This is a genomic window from Flavobacterium sp. LMO8 (assembly GCF_009495755.1).
Classification (GTDB): Bacteria; Bacteroidota; Bacteroidia; order Flavobacteriales; family Flavobacteriaceae; genus Flavobacterium.
Genome location: NZ_WIBJ01000028.1, coordinates 124,718 through 145,132, shown reverse-complemented (window position 1 = coordinate 145,132; position 20,415 = coordinate 124,718). Strand labels below are relative to the sequence as shown.

Here is a 20,415-nt window from a genome sequence, read left to right as displayed (position 1 = left end):
TATGAATTATTTTGTGTTTTTTATATTGATGATTTCTTGTTCTGTTAAGAATCTCCAATCACCTCTTGGTAAGTTTTTCTTAGTTAATCCTGCAAAAGTAACACGGTCTACTTTTAAAACGTCATATTTAAAATGTTCGAAAATTTTACGAACCACTTTTACGTTTGAAGTTTTCATTTTTATACCAATTTCGCTTTTTGGTTGGTCTTCAATATATGTTACTTCTTCAACAAAAACTTTATGCTCTTCAATTGTTAATCCATTTTGGATTTTTTCTAAATCTTCAAATTTTAAATTCTTATCTAAAGTTACCTGATACACTTTTGAAGAACGTTGATTAGGAACTGTAAATTTCTGAACAATTTCGGTATCATTTGTAAACAACAACAATCCTGTTGTTGTTTTATCCATTCTTCCAACAGGCATTAAGTTAGCTTTAGTAGCATTTCTTACTAAATCTAACACATTGGCAGAACCGGCAGAATCATCGCCAGCAGTTGAAAAGTTTTTAGGCTTATTTAATAAAATATATTCTTTCTTTTCAGGTGTAATATTCACACCATCAAACTGAACCGAATCTGTTAATTTAACTCGATAACCCATTTCGGTAATTACTTCACCGTTTACTTTTACATTTCCACTCTGAATGTAAATATCCGCATCTCTACGGCTACACATTCCCGAATTAGAAATGTAACGATTTAAACGAATTTCATCTGGATTAGAAGGTTTCTTTGGAGATTTTGGTGCCTTTGCAGCTTCTTGAGCAGCTTCAGGTTTTGTTGCGAATTTAGAAGGAGCCTTGCGAATTGGCGCATTACCTCTTGAATTGCTACCTTTTTTGTATCCTCCCTGCCTTGCAGAACCCGGACGGCTTTTATCGTTACCTTGACGTGACATAATTATAAACAAATTTTTGCAAAGATATAACTAATAAATTGAAACGACTACTTTAGTTTTTTAAATAACAAAAAGGAGTTGTGCCTAATGTAATTATTTAAAATTAAGGCGTTAAAATCAATTTTTTTCCGTGAATTAATACTGATGGCTCTATTAAAACGATACAGAAAACGCCTGCAACTATAATGAATTTCAGCAAAAAATGCAGCTTTAAATATTCTGATTTTGAGGTTGCTTTCCACAATTGCAATGCAAAAAACAATAAGGTAATTAGACTTAAATAAAAATAAATATCCATGTAACCCACATCGTAGATTTCAACAAGAAAGTAAACAGGAATTAAAGTTGAAATTGCTAAAATTGAAATGATTGATTTTGCCATTTTATCACCAAAAACAACGGGAATTGTTTTATAATCGGTTATTAAATCGCCTTCTACATTTTCTAAATCTTTAATTAATTCTCGAATTAATATTAATAAAAACAAAAACGTTGCATGCGCAAAAATGACTTCATAAAAGTTTTTGTAATACATTAAAATTCCAAAAAATGGCAAAACTGCTAATATTGAAGCAGTAAAGTTTCCAATCAAAAACATTTTTTTCAACTTGTGTGAATAAAACCAAATGAGAAAAATATAAGCTGAGAAAAATAAAACTGCTCGCCATGAAATGAAAAACATCAACAGAGCCACAATGAAATTAATCGTAAAATAAACTTTTAGCTTGGTTTCTTGGCGCACCAAACGGTCAATCATGGCTTTTTTAGGGCGATTAATTAAGTCTTTTTTGGCATCGTAAAAGTTATTGATAATATAACCCGAAGCTATAGTTAAAGTAGAAGCAACTACAATTAAAAACAAGCGCCAATCTAGAATAATATCTAATGCTCTTTTCTCGGGAGCCAAAATAAATATAGCGGAAAGATATTGAGCCAATGCAATCACCCAAATATTATATCCTCTAATCACAGAGAAAAAGCTGAAAATTTTAATAAGGACTAATTTGGACTTGCGAGTAAGCATTTCTTTTTGGGTTATGGGTTATGGGCGATAGGTAATGGAAAAAGACTTTAAAGTCGATGACCAATTACCGATGACCAATTACCATTCTAAAAATTATAAACTACTTCTAATTTATAGTCTTTTAATGACGCTTTTGCTTTGTCTAAATCTTGAGTAAACCCTAAAATATAACCGCCACCGCCAGAACCACATAATTTCAAATAGTAGTCGTTAGTATCGATTCCTTTTTGCCAAATTTGATGAAACTGCTCAGGAATCATTGGCTTGAAGTTGTTCAACACTACTTTTGATAATTGCTTGGTGTTTTCTAATAACGATTTTACGTCGCCATGCAAGAAATTTTCCACACAAGCATCGGTATATTTTATAAATTGTGATTTAAGCATAGTTCGGAAACCATTATCTTTTAAGTTTTCCATAAAGATAGAAACCATTGGAGCTGTTTCACCCACAATTCCTGAATCGATTAAGAAAACCGCACCTTTTCCTTGTGTGCTTTGTGTTGGAATTCCGGTTGCTTCAATATTATCTTTCGAGTTGATTAAAATAGGAATACTTAAATAACTGTTTAATGGATCTAAACCTGAACTTTTTCCATGAAAAAAAGATTCCATTTGAGAAAAAATCGTTTTTAATTGCAATAATTTTTCACGCGTTAAATTCTCTAAAACCGTGATTTTATCATTCGCATATTTATCGTAAATCGCTGCTACTAATGCTCCGCTACTTCCTACTCCGTATCCTTGTGGAATACTCGAGTCAAAATACATTCCGCTGTTTACGTCTTGTTGTAAAAACTCTAAATTGAAAGTAACCAATTCAGGTTGTTCTGCTTGCAATTGTTCTAAATAATCAACAAATTTCTTTAAACTTTCGTTTGATTTAATTGCACTTTCCGAAAGATTTTCATCTTTCTTTAAAGCACCATTATAGAAGTTATAAGGAATTGAAAGTCCTTTCGAATCTTGGATAATTCCATATTCTCCGAAAAGTAATATTTTTGAGTAAAAAAGTGGTCCTTTCATTTTTTAGTGTTCAGTTTACAGTTTATAGTAATCAGATTTTTAATTTCTTTGGGTTTTGTCTTGTGTCGAAAACAGCAACCACTACAATATGCTTTTCATTATAATGATAAAAAAGTGTATTCTGTTTTGTAACCACACACTTTCTAAATTTAACATTTTTACTTGAAACAGGAAATGATTCTGGACTTTTTGCTACAATTTTCAAAACTAAATGTAGCTTATTCACAAAATCATCTTTAACTTTCAAATTCCATTTTAACACCAAATATTCAAAAAGCTGATTCAATTCATTTTGAGCTCTTGGCGTTATTACAATTTCTCTCATTATTTCAAATGTGGCTTGATAAAATCTTCAAAAGAAGAAAACTCTCCCTTTTCATATTGCTCCATTGATTCGTTTAGAATGTTTTGTTGCTCTTCAGTTAAATCATCCCACCAATCTTTCTCTTCTTTTTGAAAAATTTTTCTAATAGCCTTTATTACTGAGGGATTTTCTGTTTCCATCAGCAATTTCATTAGCTCTAATTTTTCCAATCGAATGTCCATTTTCATCAAAATCTATGGTAAATATACAAATTATTTCAATCGATTTGCTCCTTTGCCGATTTCATCACAAATATAATGTCCTTTTTGACAAAACTCAACCAATTCATCTTGAATAAATTGCAATACTTTTTGTTTCACATTTTCAGGATACAAAACGTGCACATTTGCACCTGCATCTAAAGTAAAACAAACTGGAATTTGAGTCTCATTTCTGAATTTCCAAATTTTATTAATGATTTCTAAGGTGTTTGGTTTCATTAAAATAAAATAAGGCATTGAAGTCATCATCATAGCATGTAAAGTCAAGGCTTCGCTTTCTACAATTTTGATGAATTCTGCTATATTTCCAGTAGATAAAATTGCTTTTATACTTGATAAATTTTCGTGCGCTTGAGCAAAACGTCTTTCCGCATAGGGATGATTATGCATTAAATCGTGCCCAACCGTACTCGAAACTTGCTTTTCACCTTTATCGACTAACAAAATTGTGTCTTGATAGTTTTTAAAGTTGGAATGGATTTCTGAAAATTCCACACCAAACAAATCTGAACTACCATTAATTTCTGCATGATTGCCCCAAACCACTACTTCCCCTTTAATACTTCTACAAGCACTTCCACTTCCTAATCGAGCTAAAAAAGAAGCTTTTGAATATAAATATTCGTCAGAAATAGTTGGATTAATAGCTTTTTCCAAACTCATAATATTCATTGCTAAAGCTGCCATTCCGGATGCCGAAGAAGCAATTCCTGAACTGTGAGGAAACGTATTTTGAGTATCAATTTTGAAATGATATTCCTTCAAAAACGGACAATATTGCTCTATTCTTTCGAAGAACTTTTGAATTTTTGGTTTAAAATCTTCTTTTGGTTTTCCTTCAAATAACAAATCGAATGAAAAACTATTGCTATCCAATTTTTTTACTACTTCTAATTTCGTAATTGTTTTGCAATTGTTTAACGTAAAACTTATCGATGGATTTGCCGGAATTTGGTTTTCCTTTTTTCCCCAATATTTCACTAATGCAATATTACTAGGCGCACTCCATTCAAAATTAGCCGATTCAATGGAATTATATGTTGTTGAAATAAAATCTTTTTCGGTAAGCATGGCTTAAAATTTTGACAAAAATACCGATTTTGATTGATTTGTTCTCTTGATATTTCGTTAATTTGCCTTTAAAATTAAAATTATGAACAAATATCTCAAAATAATATATTGCGTTGCCATCTGTTTAGCTGTTGGTTACTTGTCGAGCAACGTAACGCAATCGAGCATTACCACTTGGTATCCAGAAATCAAAAAGCCTAGTTTTAATCCGCCAAATTGGGTTTTTGCACCCGTTTGGACGATGCTTTTCATTATGATGGGAATTGCTGCAGGAATGATTTGGAACAAACTAGAATCAAACAAAGAATTAGTAAAAAAAGGGTTGTTATTTTTTACTATTCAATTGCTTTTAAATGCCTTGTGGTCGTATTTATTCTTTGGATTGAACAATATTTTGTTGGCATTAATTGAAATTATATTGCTTTGGTTAATTATTTATGAAACCTATCATGTTTTCAAACAAATTGACAAAAAAGCATCCTATTTATTGATTCCGTATTTAGCTTGGGTAGGCTTTGCCACTATTTTAAATGGGAGTATTTATTGGCTGAATAGATAATTAATTTGTTTCAGCAATAGAATTTGCTACAATAAATCCGCCTGTCCATGCATTTTGGAAGTTGAATCCGCCTGTTATAGCATCTATGTTTAAAATTTCTCCTGCAAAATAAACATTTGGTAAAATTTTGCTTTCCATAGTTTTGAAATTCACTTCTTTTAAGTCAATTCCACCTGCGGTTACAAATTCTTCTTTGAAAGTGCTTTTTCCGTTTACGTGAAATTCGCCATTCGTAAGTTGTTCAATTAACGAATTCAATTGTTTTTTATTTATATCAGCCCATTTTAATTCGTCTGAAATTCCAGCTGCATTTACGAGGTTTTCCCAAAGGCGTTTTGGTAATTCAAAATGTGCGTATTTTGAAACTAATTTTTTGGCGTTTTCTTCTTTGATGTCTTTCAACAAATCTAACGCTTCTTCAAAAGTTGTTTCGTTTAACCAATTGACTTGAATAGCAAATTGATACTTTTTTTCAGCTAGTTCTCTTGCTCCCCAAGCTGAAAGTCTTAAAATTCCAGGTCCGCTCATGCCCCAATGCGTAATTAACAAAGGTCCAGACGCTTCTAGTTTGGATTTCTTAACCTTTACTGAAGCAACTGCAGAAAGCCCCATTAAATCTTTAATTCGTGGGTCTTTGATGTTAAAAGTAAACAACGAAGGAACTGGTTCGATGACCGAATGACCGAGATTTAGTAACAATTCCCAGATTTTTGGATTACTTCCAGAAGCCATTACTATTTTTTCGCAAGTAAAAACTTCTTGAGTTGTGGTTACTTTCCAATGCGAATCCGTTTTGTACAATTCCTGAACACTATGATTGGTTAAAACATCAATCTTCAGCTTTTTCACCGCTTCTTGAAAACAATCAATTATCGTTTGTGACGAATTAGAAACAGGAAACATCCTTCCATCGTCTTCAATTTTAAGTTCTACTCCATGTTTTTCGAACCATTCAATCGTATCACCTGAACAAAATTGATGAAATGGTCCTTTTAACTCGCGCTCGCCACGCGGATAAAATTTTACTAAATCATTTGGCACAAAACACGCATGTGTAACATTGCATCGCCCACCACCCGAAATGCGTACTTTTTCTAATACACTTTTTCCTCTTTCAAGAATAGCCACTTTTAAGTTTGGGTTTTTCTCTACAATGTTGATTGCAGTGAAAAATCCGGCAGCGCCACCGCCAATAATTATGATGTCGTATTTTGAGTTCAAATGATTTGTTTTAATTTTAAATAAAAGTAGTTATTTTAAAATAAAAAAGCTCCAACTTTCGTTAGAGCTTTTTGTGCGGGTAAAAGGACTCGAACCTTCACACCTTGCGGCACCAGATCCTAAGTCTGGCGTGTCTACCAATTTCACCATACCCGCGACAATTGGAGTGCAAATATAAGTAATTGCATTAAATATGCAAACACAAACCAAATTTATTTTAATAAAAAAACCTCTCATTTTGAGAGGTTTTTAATATGTTGCTAAATAGGATTATTAAGCTTCAAACGGAACTACAGATACATATGATTTGTTTTCCGCTTTTTTCTGGAATTTTACAACTCCATCAACTTTAGCATGTAAAGTATGATCTTTTCCCATGTAAACATTTTCACCTGGGTTGTGCTTAGAACCTCTTTGTCTAACAATGATGTTTCCAGCAATAGCAGCTTGACCACCATAAATCTTTACGCCTAAACGTTTCGATTCTGATTCTCTACCATTCTTCGAACTACCGACACCTTTCTTGTGAGCCATGATGTTATATTTTAAATGTTATTCTTCAGTTTTTGGTTTTTTAGTCGCTTTAGCTTTTGGCTTAACTTCTTCAGCAGTTTCAGTTACTTCAACTTCAACTTCTTTTTTAGCAGCTTTTTTCTTAGCTCCAGCAGCAACAATTCCTTCAATTAAAATTTGAGTGAATGATTGTCTGTGACCGTTTTTCTTTTTGTAACCTTTTCTTCTTTTCTTTTTGAAAACGATTACTTTATCACCTTTTAAGTGTTGTAACACTTTGGCTTCTACAGAAGCTCCTTCTACAGCTGGGGCGCCTAAAGTTACTGTTCCGTTTTCATCTAATAAAAGAACTTTGTCAAAAGAAACTTTAGTTCCTTCTTCTGAAGCTAAACGGTGAACATAAACCTTTTGGTCTTTGCTTACTTTGAATTGTTGCCCTGCTATCTCTACGATTGCGTACATAACAATGATTTTAGTTAAAAATTTTAAGGTTGCAAATATACAATAATTTCTAAACCAAACAACTATCTGTTCAATAAAAATAATAGAATTTATAATTTCGGTAAAATTTCTCGAATAAAATTTCAAATTATTGTAACAATATCTCGAAATTGCGTCTAATTAAAATTATATCAAACAAATTAATAACGTATGAAAAAATCTTTAATGGCTTTGGGTACTGCACTAATGCTTGGCGGAACTGCTTCTGCTCAAAAAGTAACATTCGAGGAATTTGATTTAGACAACGGATTACACGTTGTGCTTCATCAAGACAATTCTGCACCAGTGGTAATTACTTCTGTAATGTATCACGTAGGGGCTAAAGATGAACAACCTAACCGTACTGGTTTTGCTCACTTTTTTGAACACCTTTTATTTGAAGGAACAAAGAACATAGGTAAAGGCGAATGGTTTAAATTAGTTACAGCAAACGGAGGAAACAATAATGCTAATACTACTGATGACAGAACGTATTACTATGAAGTTTTCCCTTCAAATAACTTAGAATTAGCTATTTGGATGGAATCAGAACGATTAATGCATCCTGTAATTGACCAAAAAGGGGTTGATACACAAAACGAAGTAGTTAAAGAAGAAAAAAGATTACGTGTTGACAATCAGCCTTACGGAAACTTAATTAAGGCAGTTAAAGAAAACATGTTTAAAGTACATCCATACAAATGGACAACCATTGGAGAAATGGAGCATTTAGATGCAGCTACTTTAGAAGAATTCTTAGCTTTCAATAAAAAGTTCTATGTGCCAAACAATGCAGTTTTAGTAATTGCAGGTCAGTTTGACAAAACTCAAGCAAAAGAATGGGTAAAAAAATATTTTAGTCCAATTCCAAAAGGAGCTCCAGTAACTCGTAGTAAAGTAGAAGAAGCACCAATTACAAAAGAATTTAAAGCAACTTGGCAAGATCCAAACATTCAAATTCCAATGTTAGTGGCTTCTTACAGAACTCCTTCAATGAAAACACGTGATGCTAGAGTTTTAGATATGATTTCAGCTTACCTTTCTGATGGAAAAAGCTCTAAATTATACAAGAAAATTGTAGACGATAAAAAAATGGCATTACAAATTGGCGCTTTCAACTATAGTCAAGAAGATTACGGAATGTATTTAATCTATGGTTTACCAATGGGAGAAAATACTACGGAATCTATCTTAAAAGAAATTGATGAGGAAATCTTAAAAATGCAAAACGAATTAATTTCTGAGAAAGACTTCCAAAAACTTCAAAACAAATTTGAAAGCAACTACGTAAGTAATAATGCTTCTGTTGAAGGAATTGCTGATAATTTAGCAACTTACTATATGTTGTATGGCGATATCAATTTAATTAATACAGAAATTGAAATTTATCGTTCTATCACAAGAGAAGAAATTAGAGACATTGCAAAAAAATATCTAAACTCAAACCAAAGAATGATTTTAGATTATGTTCCTGCTAAAGACAAAGCTCAAAACTAAGATTTGAAGAATATGAAAAAATTTATATACATAGCAGCCAGTTTATTTTTAACAATAACTATGCAAGCACAAGATAGACCACAACCAAAGGCAGGGCCAGCACCTACTATTAACATCAACAAACCACAAAGTTTTGTGCTTAATAATGGTTTGAAAGTTTTAGTTGTAGAAAATCATAAATTACCTAGAGTTTCATTTAATTTAACATTAGACAATCCACCTTATGCAGAAGGCTCAAAAAAGGGAGTTTCGGATATCTTAGGTGCAATGATTGGAAATGGTACTCAAAATATTTCTAAAAACTCTTTCAATGAAGAAATTGACTTTTTAGGAGCTAATATTAATTTTTGGGATTCAGGGGCTTCTGCGAGTGGATTATCAAGATACTCAAAAAGAATTCTGGAATTGATGGCTGAAGGAGCTTTAAATCCATTGTTTGTTCAAGAAGAATTTGATAAAGAAAAAGCAAAAATAATCGAAGGTTTAAAATCTAACGAGAAAAGTGTAACGGCTATTGCTGGTAGAGTTGAAAATGTTTTAACCTATGGTAAAGATCATTATAAAGGAGAATTTACGAGTGAAGAAACTTTAAAAAATGTAACTTTAGAAGACATTGTTATTAACTACAATACCTATTTTGTTCCTGCAAATGCTTATTTGGTTATTGTTGGTGATGTTACTTTAAAGGAAGTAAAAAAAGAGGTTGAAAGACTTTTTGGTACATGGAAAAAAGCAAAAGCACCACACTTGACTTATTCAAACCCAAAAGATGTTCAATTTAGTCAAATTAATTTTATTGATGTGCCTAATGCTGTTCAATCTGAAATTGCTTTAGTAAACTTGTCTAATTTAAAAATGACAGACAAAGAATATTTCTCCGTTTTATTAGCTAACCAAATTTTAGGTGGCGGTGGTGAAGGGAGATTATTCTTAAACTTACGTGAAAAACATGGTTGGACTTATGGTGCTTATTCTTCTATAGGAGCAGGAAAATATATCAATAAATTCCGTTCAGGATCATCAGTTAGAAATGTAGTAACTGACAGTGCTATTGTTGAAGTTTTTAATGAGTTAAAAAGAATTAGAACTGAATTAGTTTCAGAAGAAGATTTAAAAAATGCTAAAGCAAAATATGTGGGTAACTTTGTTATGCAAATTGAAAAACCTGCTACTATTGCTGGATACGCATTAAATAAAGAAACTCAAGGTTTACCTGAAGATTTCTATGAAAACTACATTAAAAATATCAACGCAGTTACTGCAGAAGATATTAAAAATGCTGCTAATAAATATTTCTTATCTGATAAAACAAGAGTGGTTGTTGTAGGAAAAGCTACTGATGTTTTACCTGGATTAGAATCAATGAGTAAAAGAGAAAAATTACCTATTTTCTACTTTGACAAATATGGTAACCCAACAGAAAAACCAGAAGTTAAAAAACCTATTCCTGCAGGAGTTACAGCACAAACTGTTTTAAACAACTACATCAATGCAATTGGTGGAGAAAAAGCAGTTAAAAACGTAAAAACTTTAGCTGTCATGTCAGCTGGAACGGTTCAAGGTATGCCTTTAGATCTAACAGTAAAAACAGCTTCTAAAAAATTAGGTGTTGAAATGAAAGTTATGGGTAATTCTATGATGAAGCAGGTGGTTAATGAAAAAGAAGCATATATGATTCAACAAGGTCAAAGAAAAGATTTCAAAGATCAAGAATTGAAAGACATGCAGGCTTTAGCTGGAAACTTTAAAGAATTATCATTATTAACAGATAAAGATGTAACTTTAACTGGAATTGAAAGTATTAATGGTACTGATGCCTATGCTATTAAAAACGGAAAATCTACTTACTACTATGATGTAAAAACTGGATTTAAAGTGGCTGAAACTCAAGAATTAGAGCAAGGTGGTCAAAAAATGACGCAAACTACTTACTATCAAGATTACAAAGACGTAAAAGGATTAAAATTCCCTTACAAAACAATTATGAATGTTGGTATCGAAATCGAATTAATAACATCAGAAGTTAAAATTAACGAAGGTGTAACAGATGCAGATTTCAAATAATAAATAAACATGGAATTCAGGAAGCGCTCAAGAAATTGGGCGCTTTTTTTATTTTTTACTCGAAAAGTAAACCCCTATTAAAACAATTAAAGCACCAAGTAACTGAATGAACGATAGCGTTTCATTCATAAATAAATAGCCTAAAATAAAAGCAACAACGGGAATAATATAAGTTACCGAAGAAGCAAAAACAGGCGATGACAATTGAATCAATTTAAAGAATAAAATATTTGAAAATCCGGTACCAACAATACCTAAAATGGCAATAAAACCTAATGATGTTTGCACTTTAGTTGCAGGAATAATATCAAAAAATCCTGTAAAGTATAAAACGATTAAAGCCGGAATAAACATAATCACAAAATTTCCAGTACTAATAGTCAATGGTTTTAAATCGGATAAGTATTTTTTAATTAAGTTGACATTTATTCCATAAAAAATAGAAGCAATTACAATTAAGATAGCGTAATAATAGTTTTCAGTAGTGCTTTCTCCATCGCCAAACAATACAAGCAGCACGCAACCTATAAATCCAATAATAACTCCAAAAACTTGACTTCGTTGAACGCTCATTCCAAAAAAGAGCAATCCTGCCAATAAAGTGTTTAACGGAGTTAACGAATTTAAAATCGAACTGATAGAGCCATCAATTTTGGAAAGTGCAAAAGCAAACAAAAACGCTGGAATAAAGGTGCCACACAAAGCTGTTATTGCAATGTATTTCCATTTGTGTAATGGAATTTGAGGTATGTGTCTAAATCCAACAATAATCAAAAAAATAGCGGCAAACAAAATACGTAAGCTTCCTAGTTGAATCGAATTTACACCTTGTAAACCCAATTGCATCAAAATAAAAGAACTTCCCCAAACACAACCTAAAAAGCCTAATAAATACCATTTTGTTGAATTGTTTTCCATAGCGCTGTTTTGTTCGTCAAAATTCAGGCTTTATTTTTAAAATAGCACTATGAATTTTTGTAATTTTGCAAAGTCTTTATTCAGAGACTTTTAATTTAACATTTGTTCGTATGAAAAATTTAAAAAATATTGGTTTAGCGCTTTTAATGACGCTTTCATTAGCAAGTTGCAAACAAGAAAACAAAGAAGTTACAGTTGAAGAAACTAAAAAAGAAGTGGTTTCTGAAGCAGATTTAGCTAAAATGCAAACGGCAAGTTTTACTATCGACGGAATGACTTGTGCTATGGGTTGTGCTAAAACTATCGAAAACAAATTAGCTGGTCAAGAAGGTGTTGGGCAAGCGGTAGTTGATTTTGAAACTAAAATTGCAACCGTAAAATTCGATGCTGAAAAACAATCATTAGAATCGTTAACCAAAACCATTGAAGGCGTTGCTGGCGGTGATTCTTACAAAGTAACCGAATCTAAAAAAATGTAATAAAAAACGCCCTGAGAATTTCAGGGCGTTTTTTTTATTTCCATTCCAAAGTTTCCAAAATTCTTCGCATATCTTCTTTTAGATAATTTGCGGCTGGTAAAATAGAATCGAAATTTGGTTTTGCGTAAAAATAAACGCTTCCTACTATAAAGTTTTTGGTACTATCGGTAACGTAAAATTGAGCATTTGTTGCTGCGTTTCCGCCTACTTCATAAAACATTCCGTACACTTTTTTCTTGTCATTGATAAAAGGTTGTTCCACAATATCATCCGCTTTTACTACGTGATTGTAAGTTAATGTTTGAGCATCACGTAATAATTTATCTATGTCGTTATTAACTGGTTTGTGTGTTAAATAAATTGTTGCTTTCATCTTCGGATAATTAATTTCGAAAGCACATGATTTGCCTTTTATGTTGGCCAAATCATTTTTTTCAAAAGTAAAAGTACAATCCGAATTTAATTTAGAATATTTGGCTTTTGGATATTCCAAACTCAAATGTCCTTTTGGTTTTGGTAATGTTTCATCTCCACAAGAAACCAATCCAAAAAATAATCCCAAACAACTTAATTTTACTATATTTTGTATCATGATTCTTATAACGTAACTTTTATTTGTTTTATTCTTCTCTTATCTACATTTTCGATGGTAAAAATAAGATTATGAAACGTTATTTTCTGTCTTTTCTTTGGGAAATTTCCAGAAATCTCGAGTAAGAAACCAGCTAAAGTTTCGGCTTCCCCTTTTTTACTTTCAAATTCATTTTCATCAACATCTATTATTCGATAAAAATCTTTTAAGCTAATTTTACCTTCGAATAGAAAATTATTATCATCAATTTGAGAATAAATCAAATCTTCATCATCAAATTCATCGCTAATATCACCCACAATTTCTTCTAAAACATCTTCTAACGAAATAATTCCAGAAGTTCCTCCATATTCATCTACCACCACAGCTAAGTGGCTTTTCATTCCCTGAAAATCTTTCAATAAATCGTCTAATTTTTTATTTTCTGGAACAAAGAAGGGTTGACGAAGTAAATTTATCCAATCAAATGTATCACTATCAATGTGAGGAATTAAATCTTTGATAAATAAAATTCCCTCAATTTGGTCGATATTTTCTCTATAAACTGGAATTCGAGAATAGCCTTTTTCAACAATTTTTAGCATGATTTCTTCGAAAGTTTCTTCAATATTTAATGCAAAAACATCTATTCTCGGACTCATTACCTGACGAACTTCGGTGTTTCCGAAAGTTACAATGCCTTCCAAAATCTTCTGTTCACCATCAGTTGTGTCCGATTGTGAAGTCAATTCTAATGCTTGTGAAAGTTGGTTTACTGAAAAATTTCCTTTTTGTACATTCAGTTTCTTTTCAATAAAATGAATACTATTTCGCATAGGAACACTAATAGGCGATAATATTTTGTTTAGTATCGAAATAGGAATTGCTACTTTTTTAGCAAAGGTCATATTGTTTCTGTTGGCATAAATTTTAGGTAATACTTCTCCAAATAATAAAAGGAAAAATGTCACCACAACAACTTCTATAAATCGTGCAGCCCAGGATTCAATTCCATTAAAAAGTCGGCCGCTAAAAGAAGAGAAAAGAATTACAACAGCAATATTTACAAAATTATTAGCTACTAAAATAGTAGCAAGCAGTTTTTTTGGTTTTTCTAACAATCTGGAAATAAGAGTTCCTTTGTTGAAATCTTTATTTAAAATTTCATCTACATCTTTTTGCGACAAGGAAAAAAGGGCTACTTCAGAACCCGAAATAAAGGCTGAACAAGCAAGTAACAAAATTATTGCTAGTATTCCAAAAAGGAATTCAAAATCTATCGTGTGTAGTAAACTGGCAGGATCAGGATCCAAATTAAATCAATTTAGTTAAACATTAAAATCATCTGGTGCGCTACCTGTTGGCAAAGAAGACTTACTTAAATCAGTATCTTTTTTGGTAGTTAAGAAAGTAAATTCGGTCACCTGAATTTCAGTAGTGTATTTTGTTGCACCGTCTTCAGCTTGCCATTGACGCGATTTAATTCGTCCTTCGATATAAATTTTATCTCCTTTAGAAAGATATTTTTCACAAATTTCGGCTGCTTTATTACGAACGACAATGTTGTGCCATTCTGTAGAGGTTATTTTTTCTCCAGTAGTTTTATTGATATATACTTCGTTTGTCGCTAATGGAAAACGTCCGATGCAATTGCCTCCTTCGAAGTAATGCATTTTCACTTCGTCACCTAAATGACCTATCAATATTACCTTGTTTAATGTTCCGTTCATGGCTTGTAAATGTATTAGGGTTAATCAAAAATAGTAATTTAAAGTGAATTACAATAATTTGCAACCATAAAATTATGAATTACAATTGGAAAAGGTAATTTTTCTATTGCTGTAAAAGGTTTTGAATCAGGTAATTTCGATGAAAAACGAAGTTCAAAAAAACGAATATGTAAATGCTGGTGCGATAATTTATGAAGCGTGATTTCGTTTTGTAAAATCAAAATTTCTGAAGGTTTTTGATTGTAGAATTGCATTTTCGAAATCTGATCAATCGCATCTTTTTCAGACAATAAAAAGTCGGTTTCTAAAACTGGAAACTCGTATAAATTTTCCCAAATTCCTTTTCCTTCACGTTTTTGCACAATATAATTGGAATCCGAATCTTTTAAGATTAGATAATTCAAATAACGATTGGTTACTTTCGTTTTCTTAGACTTTACGGGTAATTCTGAAACTTTTTTATATTGAAGAGCCGCACAACTCGAATTTAAAACACAAGAATTACAGTCCGGATTTTTAGGCACGCATTGCAACGCACCAAACTCCATAATCGCTTGATTAAATACTGCAGGATTCTTTTTATCTAAAACTTCTTGCGCTAATTGCTGGAATTCTGTTTTAGTTTTTGGCAACGAAATATCGCTATCTAAATTAAAGTAACGACTCAAAACTCTGAAAACATTACCATCTAAAACAGCAACAGGCTCGTTGAACGAAAAAGAAGCAATAGCAGCAGCGGTATATTCACCAACTCCTTTTAACTTTAATAATTCTTTATAAGTAGGTGGAAATTCTCCATTTAATTCAAAAGCGATGTGTTTTGCGGTAGCATGTAAGTTTCTGGCTCTGGAATAATAACCTAGGCCTTGCCATAATTTTAAAACTTGTTCTTCATCGGCATTTGCTAGGTCAAAAATTGTTGGAAAAGCATCAACAAAAGACAAAAAATAAGGCAAACCTTGCGCCACACGCGTCTGTTGAAGCATGATTTCTGAGAGCCAAATCGGGTATGGATTTGACGTGTTTCGCCATGGTAAATCGCGCTTGTTCTGTAAATACCAATGAATTAAAGAGTTAGAAAATTCCATGATTTTTTATAAGGCAACAAAAATAAATCTTTAGTAATTAAAATTTAATCAATTAACGTTGAATTATTGTTTTTTTAATTCTTATATTTGCAAACTCAAAAAAATACACAAAATATAAATACGAAAGAAAATGACGAAAGCAGATATCGTAGCGAAAATTTCAGAGAAATTAGGACTTGAAAAAGGAGATGTTCAAGCAACAGTTGAGACTTTTATGGAAGAAGTGAAAAACTCGTTAGAAACTGGTGACAATGTTTATTTAAGAGGTTTTGGAAGTTTCATCATCAAAACTAGAGCTGAAAAAACAGGAAGAAACATTTCTAAAAATACTACAATTAAAATCCCTGCACACAACATTCCAGCATTTAAACCAGCTAAAGTGTTTGTAGAAAGCGTTAAAGAAAAAACAGAAGTTACAGTATAAAAACTATTTATTAATCTAAACACCAACATGTTATGCCAAGTGGTAAAAAAAGAAAAAGACATAAGGTAGCAACTCACAAACGTAAGAAAAGAGCGAGAGCAAACCGTCATAAAAAGAAAAAGTAGTTTAAAACTACTTTTTCTTTTTTAGAAAAAAGTTCATTGAAATTAATCAATTCAACATTGATTATCGGGAAAAATCCTGTAAAATTATTATTTAATCCATCTGTGAAAATGTTAGATGATGAATGTTAGATGATTGGATAAATTAAAAACCCAACATCAAAACACCCAACACCCAGCACAAACAGATAAAAATGTACTGCATGAACAAAGAGTTAATTATTCGATCAGGTTCAGACGCTGTAGATTTTGCCTTATTAAAAGATGGAAAACTAATTGAATTACACAAAGAAGAAGAAAAACAAAGCAATTTTGCGGTAGGTGATATTTTTATTGCCAAAATCCGTAAGCCAGTTGCTGGCTTAAATGCCGCTTTTGTGAATTTAGGTCATGAAAAAGATGCTTTTTTGCATTATCATGATTTAGGTCCAAATCTTCCTTCTTTAATGAAATTCATTAAACTTGTAAGCGCAGGTAAAATAAAAGATTATTCACTCAAAAATTTTCCTTTTGAAGCTGAAATCAACAAAGACGGATCAATTATGGATATTTTAAGTCCAAATCAGTCGATTTTAGTTCAAGTAGTAAAAGAACCAATCTCTACAAAAGGCCCCAGAATTAGTTCTGAGATTTCATTAGCTGGAAGATATGTGGTTTTAGTCCCTTTTTCAGACCGAGTTTCTGTTTCGCAAAAAATAGAATCGAGAGAAGAAAAAGACCGATTAAAACGACTGGTTCAATCTATTAAACCAAAAGGATTTGGGGTTATTGTGAGAACAGTAGCCGAAGGCAAAAAAGTAGCCGAACTTGATAAAGACCTACAAACACTGCTCGACCGTTGGTCGGCAATGAGCAGAAGGTTACAAACTGCTCATCATCCATCAAAAGTATTAGGAGAACTTAACAAAGCTTCTTCTATCTTAAGAGATGTATTTAATGATACCTTTACTGGTATTTATGTAGATGATGAAGATTTGTACCTAGAAACGAAGGAGTATTTGCAAGAAATAGCTCCGGATAAAGTGTCTATCGTAAAACACTATCAGTCTAAAGACTTACCTCTTTTTGAGAAGTATAATATTGAACGACAAATAAAAACGTCTTTTGGAAAAACAGTTTCCATGAGCAAAGGTGCTTATTTAATTATTGAACATACAGAAGCTTTACATGTTATAGACGTGAATAGTGGAAATCGTTCAAGCAAAGCAACTAGCCAAGAAGGTACTGCACTTGAAGTTAATATGATTGCCGCAGCAGAAATTGCTCGTCAATTGAGACTGAGAGACATGGGCGGAATTATTGTGGTGGATTTCATTGATATGCAAAATCCAGAAAACCGCAAAGTTTTATATGATTTCTTAAGAGAAGAAATGAGTGACGATAAGGCCAAGCATAAAATCTTGCCTCCTAGCAAATTTGGATTAATTCAAATTACTAGACAAAGAGTCAGACCTGAAGTTAATATTAAAACAAGAGAAGAAGACCCAAACAATGAACATGGGGAAATTGAAGCTCCAATTTTAATCGTTGACAAGATTGCAACTGACCTTGAACGCATTATAAAAGACCATAAAAAAGTTGTACTTAACGTACATCCGTTTGTGGCAGCATACCTTTCTAAAGGTTTTCCATCCTTACGTTCGAAATGGTTTTTCGAATATAAGAAATGGGTGAAAATTATACCTCGTGACGCTTACACGTATCTAGAATATCACTTCTTCGATAAAGAAGGAAATGAAATTATAGTAAAATAATATGGGATGTATCCTGTAAAAACAAAAACCGCCTTTCGAAAGATTGGTGGTTTTTTTGTGTTTACTCACTTTCAAATTCTATTTTTCGCCTAATTTCATTGCCAAAATCATCTACTACAGTAATTACATGAACTCCAGATGTAGCAAAAATGGGTTTTTCATGAAAGGTTTTTGTGGTTCCTACATATTTATCATCTAAATACCAAAACAATTCAGCATCGGAATTAGAATGTGCTACTTTGATAATGGCAGGTTGTAGTTTGCTTTCAAAATCCTTAGTCAATATGATTTTAGTATTCGCTTTGGGATAAATAAAATCCATACGTTTGTCTTGTAAAGCGTCTACACAATCACTTCTATACGGTGGTAAATTTTGATAATTTACATTCTTACTCTTATAATACCATTCCATAACCGGTGGTAAAACAAACCAAGATTTAGTTGTCATTTCATCAACACTTTCGCAATTACTATTTACTCTAAATTGCTGATGTTTATCTAAATGAATAATTTTATGATACGGACAATTATCTGTTTTTTTTGCTGTTTTTGGAATCCATTGCTTTACTTTAGGGCAATGGTCTTGCGCTAAATATCCAGAAGTTTTACAAATTTCAACGTCTTCTAAATCGTTATAAGGTTTTTCAAACCATTTCGATTTTGGAAGTAGTCTAAAAACATCAAACAAAATAGGAGCAGCACTATCAACTCCTGTTAATAATGGTCTTCCTTCTCCTGTGGCATTTCCAACCCAAATTCCCACTACGTAATCTTTAGTAATTCCAATTGCCCACGCGTCTCTGCTGCCAAAACTTGTTCCTGTTTTCCAAGCGATTTCTAATGAAGAATCATAGAATTTCCATGCTTCATCACCTTCAGGTCGGTTGACTTCTTTCATTGCATTAAATGTTTGCCAAATAGCGCCTGCGCCAAAAATGTTTTTCTGACGCGAACTTTTTCCAAAATCAGGTTGAAAATTGGCATCATAATTCAAATTCAGCAGCTCATTTTTACGATATTTCGATTCATTTTTATTGAAATAAGACAGCGTAGACGACATATAAGCATAGGCTTTACATAAATCCCACAAATTAGACTCGGCACCACCTAAAATCAATGATAAACCGTAATTTGAAGGTTGTCTATTGACGTTTCGCAATTTCAATTGTTGTAATTTTTCATAAAATTGATTTACCGAATAGTCTTGTAACATCAAAACAGACGGAATATTCAAAGAACGAGCTAACGCCCTGCTTGCTGGGACTGCTCCGTCATATGTTAAATTATAATTTTGTGGCGAATAGCCAGAAATTTGTGTTGGAATATCAGGAATTAAAGTTTCAGGTAAAATATAGCCATCATTTAACATTGAAGCATATAAATAGGGTTTTAAAATGCTTCCTGTACTTCTAGGTGCTTCAATAATATCAACGTCTTTTTGGTGGTCTTTATCTGTTGGACTATTTCCTACATAAGTAATAATATTTCTTGTTTTTACATCAACCACTAAAACCGAAATATTATACACCTGATTCTGTTTGTAGTAGTTATAATATTGCTTTACGATTTCGTTGGTACGCTCTTGCAAATCTAATTGAATCGTAGTTTTTGTTTTTTTCTCTGGATGATATTTTGAAATTTTTTGGACTAAGTGAGGAGCAATTTGAGGAACATCAAATGGCTTTTGAGGTAAACTTTCTTGTAATGATAATTCGTAAGTTGATTTGTCTATTACTTTATCGCTATATAATTTCTTTAGTAATCGATTACGTTTCGCTAATAATCGCTCTTGATTTTTTCCGGGATAAATTAAACTTGGTGCATTGGGTAAAACTGCTAAAGTAGCTGATTCAGCCCATGACAATTGATGTGGTTGCAATCCAAAATATTTCCATGAAGCCATTTCTAAACCTACTACGTTGCTTCCAAAAGGAGCATGCGCACAATACAATTCCAAAATCTTATCTTTCGAATGGCGAAATTCTAATCTAGTTGCGAGAATCATTTCGATTCCTTTTTCAAAATAGGAACGCGATTTTCCTTTTCGGTGTAAACGAATCACTTGTTGGGTTAGCGTACTTCCGCCTCGAACGACGCGATTTGCTTTTCTATTTTGCTTAAAAGCATGATACATGGAAATTGGGTTAAACCCAAAATGCTTATAAAAATGTTGGTCTTCAAAAGCAACAATACATTTTTGAAATTTATGCGGCACACTATCACTTTCCGGAAAACGCCATTGTCCATCGGAAGCAATTTTGGCTCCTAAAAGTTGTCCATCTTGACTTTCAATTACAGTGGAATAGTTGTTTTCGAAAAGTTGTCTTGGGAGTGAGAAATAATAAACCACCACAAGCAATACGCTCATGGCAGTTTTAATTTTATTATTT

Annotated in this window: 21 protein-coding genes and 1 tRNA gene; 6 read left to right on the top strand and 16 right to left on the bottom strand. The window is 32.3% G+C overall.

Annotated elements, in window-relative coordinates:
* Window positions 1–6: 6 nt before the first annotated feature.
* The 6 genes from GFJ94_RS05570 to GFJ94_RS05545 form a co-directional block, all read right to left on the bottom strand.
* Complete coding sequence (locus GFJ94_RS05570) at window positions 7–900, bottom strand: pseudouridine synthase (protein ID WP_153200583.1); 894 nt, start codon at window positions 898–900, stop codon at window positions 7–9.
* Between the two features lie 103 nt (window positions 901–1,003).
* Window positions 1,004–1,924: a geranylgeranylglycerol-phosphate geranylgeranyltransferase gene (locus GFJ94_RS05565; RefSeq protein WP_153200582.1), complete on the bottom strand. Its 921-nt coding sequence runs from the start codon at window positions 1,922–1,924 to the stop codon at window positions 1,004–1,006.
* A gap of 86 nt (window positions 1,925–2,010) precedes the next feature.
* Window positions 2,011–2,949 carry a mevalonate kinase gene (locus tag GFJ94_RS05560; protein WP_153200581.1) on the bottom strand — a complete coding sequence of 313 codons (939 nt, stop codon included), beginning with the start codon at window positions 2,947–2,949 and terminating at the stop codon, window positions 2,011–2,013.
* 31 nt (window positions 2,950–2,980) lie between these two features.
* Window positions 2,981–3,274, bottom strand: coding sequence for a type II toxin-antitoxin system RelE/ParE family toxin (locus GFJ94_RS05555; protein ID WP_153200580.1), 294 nt, complete (start codon window positions 3,272–3,274; stop codon window positions 2,981–2,983).
* Complete coding sequence (locus GFJ94_RS05550; RefSeq protein ID WP_238989441.1) at window positions 3,274–3,483, bottom strand: hypothetical protein; 210 nt, start codon at window positions 3,481–3,483, stop codon at window positions 3,274–3,276. Before GFJ94_RS05550 ends, GFJ94_RS05555 begins: the two co-directional genes overlap by 1 nt.
* Window positions 3,484–3,525: 42 nt before the next feature.
* A complete protein-coding gene (locus GFJ94_RS05545) occupies window positions 3,526–4,605 on the bottom strand; it encodes a diphosphomevalonate/mevalonate 3,5-bisphosphate decarboxylase family protein (protein WP_153200579.1) in 1,080 nt (359 codons plus the stop codon).
* 82 nt (window positions 4,606–4,687) lie between these two features.
* Here GFJ94_RS05545 and GFJ94_RS05540 point away from each other — a divergent pair, with 82 nt between their 5' ends.
* Window positions 4,688–5,164, top strand: coding sequence for a TspO/MBR family protein (locus GFJ94_RS05540; protein WP_153200578.1), 477 nt, complete (start codon window positions 4,688–4,690; stop codon window positions 5,162–5,164).
* On the opposite strand, the gene GFJ94_RS05535 is transcribed toward GFJ94_RS05540, so the two are convergent.
* From GFJ94_RS05535 to rplU, 4 genes are all read right to left on the bottom strand, one after another.
* Window positions 5,165–6,385, bottom strand: a complete 1,221-nt coding sequence (locus tag GFJ94_RS05535; RefSeq protein ID WP_153200577.1) for an NAD(P)/FAD-dependent oxidoreductase — start codon at window positions 6,383–6,385, stop codon at window positions 5,165–5,167.
* Between the two features lie 74 nt (window positions 6,386–6,459).
* A tRNA-Leu gene (locus tag GFJ94_RS05530) sits at window positions 6,460–6,541 on the bottom strand.
* Between the two features lie 117 nt (window positions 6,542–6,658).
* Window positions 6,659–6,919, bottom strand: coding sequence for a 50S ribosomal protein L27 (gene rpmA, locus GFJ94_RS05525; protein WP_008254927.1), 261 nt, complete (start codon window positions 6,917–6,919; stop codon window positions 6,659–6,661).
* A gap of 18 nt (window positions 6,920–6,937) precedes the next feature.
* Window positions 6,938–7,360, bottom strand: a complete 423-nt coding sequence (gene rplU / locus GFJ94_RS05520; protein WP_111567424.1) for a 50S ribosomal protein L21 — start codon at window positions 7,358–7,360, stop codon at window positions 6,938–6,940.
* A gap of 189 nt (window positions 7,361–7,549) precedes the next feature.
* Here rplU and GFJ94_RS05515 point away from each other — a divergent pair, with 189 nt between their 5' ends.
* Both GFJ94_RS05515 and GFJ94_RS05510 read left to right on the top strand, forming a co-directional pair.
* A complete protein-coding gene (locus GFJ94_RS05515) occupies window positions 7,550–8,875 on the top strand; it encodes a pitrilysin family protein (RefSeq protein WP_153200576.1) in 1,326 nt (441 codons plus the stop codon).
* A gap of 12 nt (window positions 8,876–8,887) precedes the next feature.
* A complete protein-coding gene (locus tag GFJ94_RS05510) occupies window positions 8,888–10,939 on the top strand; it encodes a pitrilysin family protein (RefSeq protein ID WP_153200575.1) in 2,052 nt (683 codons plus the stop codon).
* A 48-nt stretch (window positions 10,940–10,987) separates the two neighbouring features.
* On the opposite strand, the gene GFJ94_RS05505 is transcribed toward GFJ94_RS05510, so the two are convergent.
* Window positions 10,988–11,857 (bottom strand): DMT family transporter, encoded by an 870-nt coding sequence (locus tag GFJ94_RS05505; protein WP_153200574.1) that lies wholly within the window; start codon window positions 11,855–11,857, stop codon window positions 10,988–10,990.
* A gap of 110 nt (window positions 11,858–11,967) precedes the next feature.
* On the opposite strand from GFJ94_RS05505, the gene GFJ94_RS05500 reads away from it, so the two are divergent.
* A complete protein-coding gene (locus tag GFJ94_RS05500) occupies window positions 11,968–12,336 on the top strand; it encodes a heavy-metal-associated domain-containing protein (RefSeq protein WP_153200573.1) in 369 nt (122 codons plus the stop codon).
* Between the two features lie 34 nt (window positions 12,337–12,370).
* On the opposite strand, the gene gldD is transcribed toward GFJ94_RS05500, so the two are convergent.
* Genes gldD through mutY form a run of 4 tightly spaced genes read right to left on the bottom strand, consistent with a single transcriptional unit; the run spans window position 12,371 to window position 15,725 of the window.
* Window positions 12,371–12,928 (bottom strand): gliding motility lipoprotein GldD, encoded by a 558-nt coding sequence (gene gldD / locus GFJ94_RS05495; protein WP_153200572.1) that lies wholly within the window; start codon window positions 12,926–12,928, stop codon window positions 12,371–12,373.
* A gap of 5 nt (window positions 12,929–12,933) precedes the next feature.
* The gene (locus GFJ94_RS05490) at window positions 12,934–14,220 is read right to left on the bottom strand and encodes a gliding motility-associated protein GldE (RefSeq protein ID WP_153200571.1); all 1,287 of its coding nucleotides are present in this window, start codon (window positions 14,218–14,220) and stop codon (window positions 12,934–12,936) included.
* Window positions 14,221–14,235: 15 nt separating this feature from the next.
* Complete coding sequence (locus GFJ94_RS05485; protein WP_026725353.1) at window positions 14,236–14,637, bottom strand: single-stranded DNA-binding protein; 402 nt, start codon at window positions 14,635–14,637, stop codon at window positions 14,236–14,238.
* Between the two features lie 38 nt (window positions 14,638–14,675).
* Window positions 14,676–15,725: an A/G-specific adenine glycosylase gene (gene mutY, locus GFJ94_RS05480; protein WP_153200570.1), complete on the bottom strand. Its 1,050-nt coding sequence runs from the start codon at window positions 15,723–15,725 to the stop codon at window positions 14,676–14,678.
* Window positions 15,726–15,855: 130 nt separating this feature from the next.
* Between mutY and GFJ94_RS05475 the strand changes: the two genes are divergently transcribed.
* On the top strand, window positions 15,856–16,149 hold the full coding sequence (locus GFJ94_RS05475; RefSeq protein ID WP_008254909.1) for an HU family DNA-binding protein: 294 nt from the start codon (window positions 15,856–15,858) through the stop codon (window positions 16,147–16,149).
* 325 nt (window positions 16,150–16,474) lie between these two features.
* The gene (locus GFJ94_RS05470) at window positions 16,475–18,025 is read left to right on the top strand and encodes an Rne/Rng family ribonuclease (RefSeq protein WP_153200569.1); all 1,551 of its coding nucleotides are present in this window, start codon (window positions 16,475–16,477) and stop codon (window positions 18,023–18,025) included.
* A gap of 61 nt (window positions 18,026–18,086) precedes the next feature.
* Here GFJ94_RS05470 and pbpC read toward each other — a convergent pair whose 3' ends face one another.
* Window positions 18,087–20,393: a penicillin-binding protein 1C gene (gene pbpC, locus GFJ94_RS05465; protein WP_153200698.1), complete on the bottom strand. Its 2,307-nt coding sequence runs from the start codon at window positions 20,391–20,393 to the stop codon at window positions 18,087–18,089.
* Window positions 20,394–20,415 lie beyond the last annotated feature (22 nt).

Bases quoted from the DNA above. Each gene is read 5' to 3' on its own strand.
- GFJ94_RS05570 (WP_153200583.1), bottom strand. From the start codon at position 900: ATGTCACGTCAAGGTAACGATAAAAGCCGTCCGGGTTCTGCAAGGCAG.
- GFJ94_RS05565 (WP_153200582.1), bottom strand. From the start codon at position 1,924: ATGCTTACTCGCAAGTCCAAATTAGTCCTTATTAAAATTTTCAGCTTT.
- GFJ94_RS05560 (WP_153200581.1), bottom strand. From the start codon at position 2,949: ATGAAAGGACCACTTTTTTACTCAAAAATATTACTTTTCGGAGAATAT.
- GFJ94_RS05555 (WP_153200580.1), bottom strand. From the start codon at position 3,274: ATGAGAGAAATTGTAATAACGCCAAGAGCTCAAAATGAATTGAATCAG.
- GFJ94_RS05545 (WP_153200579.1), bottom strand. From the start codon at position 4,605: ATGCTTACCGAAAAAGATTTTATTTCAACAACATATAATTCCATTGAA.
- GFJ94_RS05540 (WP_153200578.1), top strand. From the start codon at position 4,688: ATGAACAAATATCTCAAAATAATATATTGCGTTGCCATCTGTTTAGCT.
- rpmA (WP_008254927.1), bottom strand. From the start codon at position 6,919: ATGGCTCACAAGAAAGGTGTCGGTAGTTCGAAGAATGGTAGAGAATCA.
- rplU (WP_111567424.1), bottom strand. From the start codon at position 7,360: ATGTACGCAATCGTAGAGATAGCAGGGCAACAATTCAAAGTAAGCAAA.
- GFJ94_RS05515 (WP_153200576.1), top strand. From the start codon at position 7,550: ATGAAAAAATCTTTAATGGCTTTGGGTACTGCACTAATGCTTGGCGGA.
- GFJ94_RS05510 (WP_153200575.1), top strand. From the start codon at position 8,888: ATGAAAAAATTTATATACATAGCAGCCAGTTTATTTTTAACAATAACT.
- GFJ94_RS05505 (WP_153200574.1), bottom strand. From the start codon at position 11,857: ATGGAAAACAATTCAACAAAATGGTATTTATTAGGCTTTTTAGGTTGT.
- GFJ94_RS05500 (WP_153200573.1), top strand. From the start codon at position 11,968: ATGAAAAATTTAAAAAATATTGGTTTAGCGCTTTTAATGACGCTTTCA.
- gldD (WP_153200572.1), bottom strand. From the start codon at position 12,928: ATGATACAAAATATAGTAAAATTAAGTTGTTTGGGATTATTTTTTGGA.
- GFJ94_RS05485 (WP_026725353.1), bottom strand. From the start codon at position 14,637: ATGAACGGAACATTAAACAAGGTAATATTGATAGGTCATTTAGGTGAC.
- mutY (WP_153200570.1), bottom strand. From the start codon at position 15,725: ATGGAATTTTCTAACTCTTTAATTCATTGGTATTTACAGAACAAGCGC.
- GFJ94_RS05475 (WP_008254909.1), top strand. From the start codon at position 15,856: ATGACGAAAGCAGATATCGTAGCGAAAATTTCAGAGAAATTAGGACTT.
- GFJ94_RS05470 (WP_153200569.1), top strand. From the start codon at position 16,475: ATGAACAAAGAGTTAATTATTCGATCAGGTTCAGACGCTGTAGATTTT.
- pbpC (WP_153200698.1), bottom strand. From the start codon at position 20,393: ATGAGCGTATTGCTTGTGGTGGTTTATTATTTCTCACTCCCAAGACAA.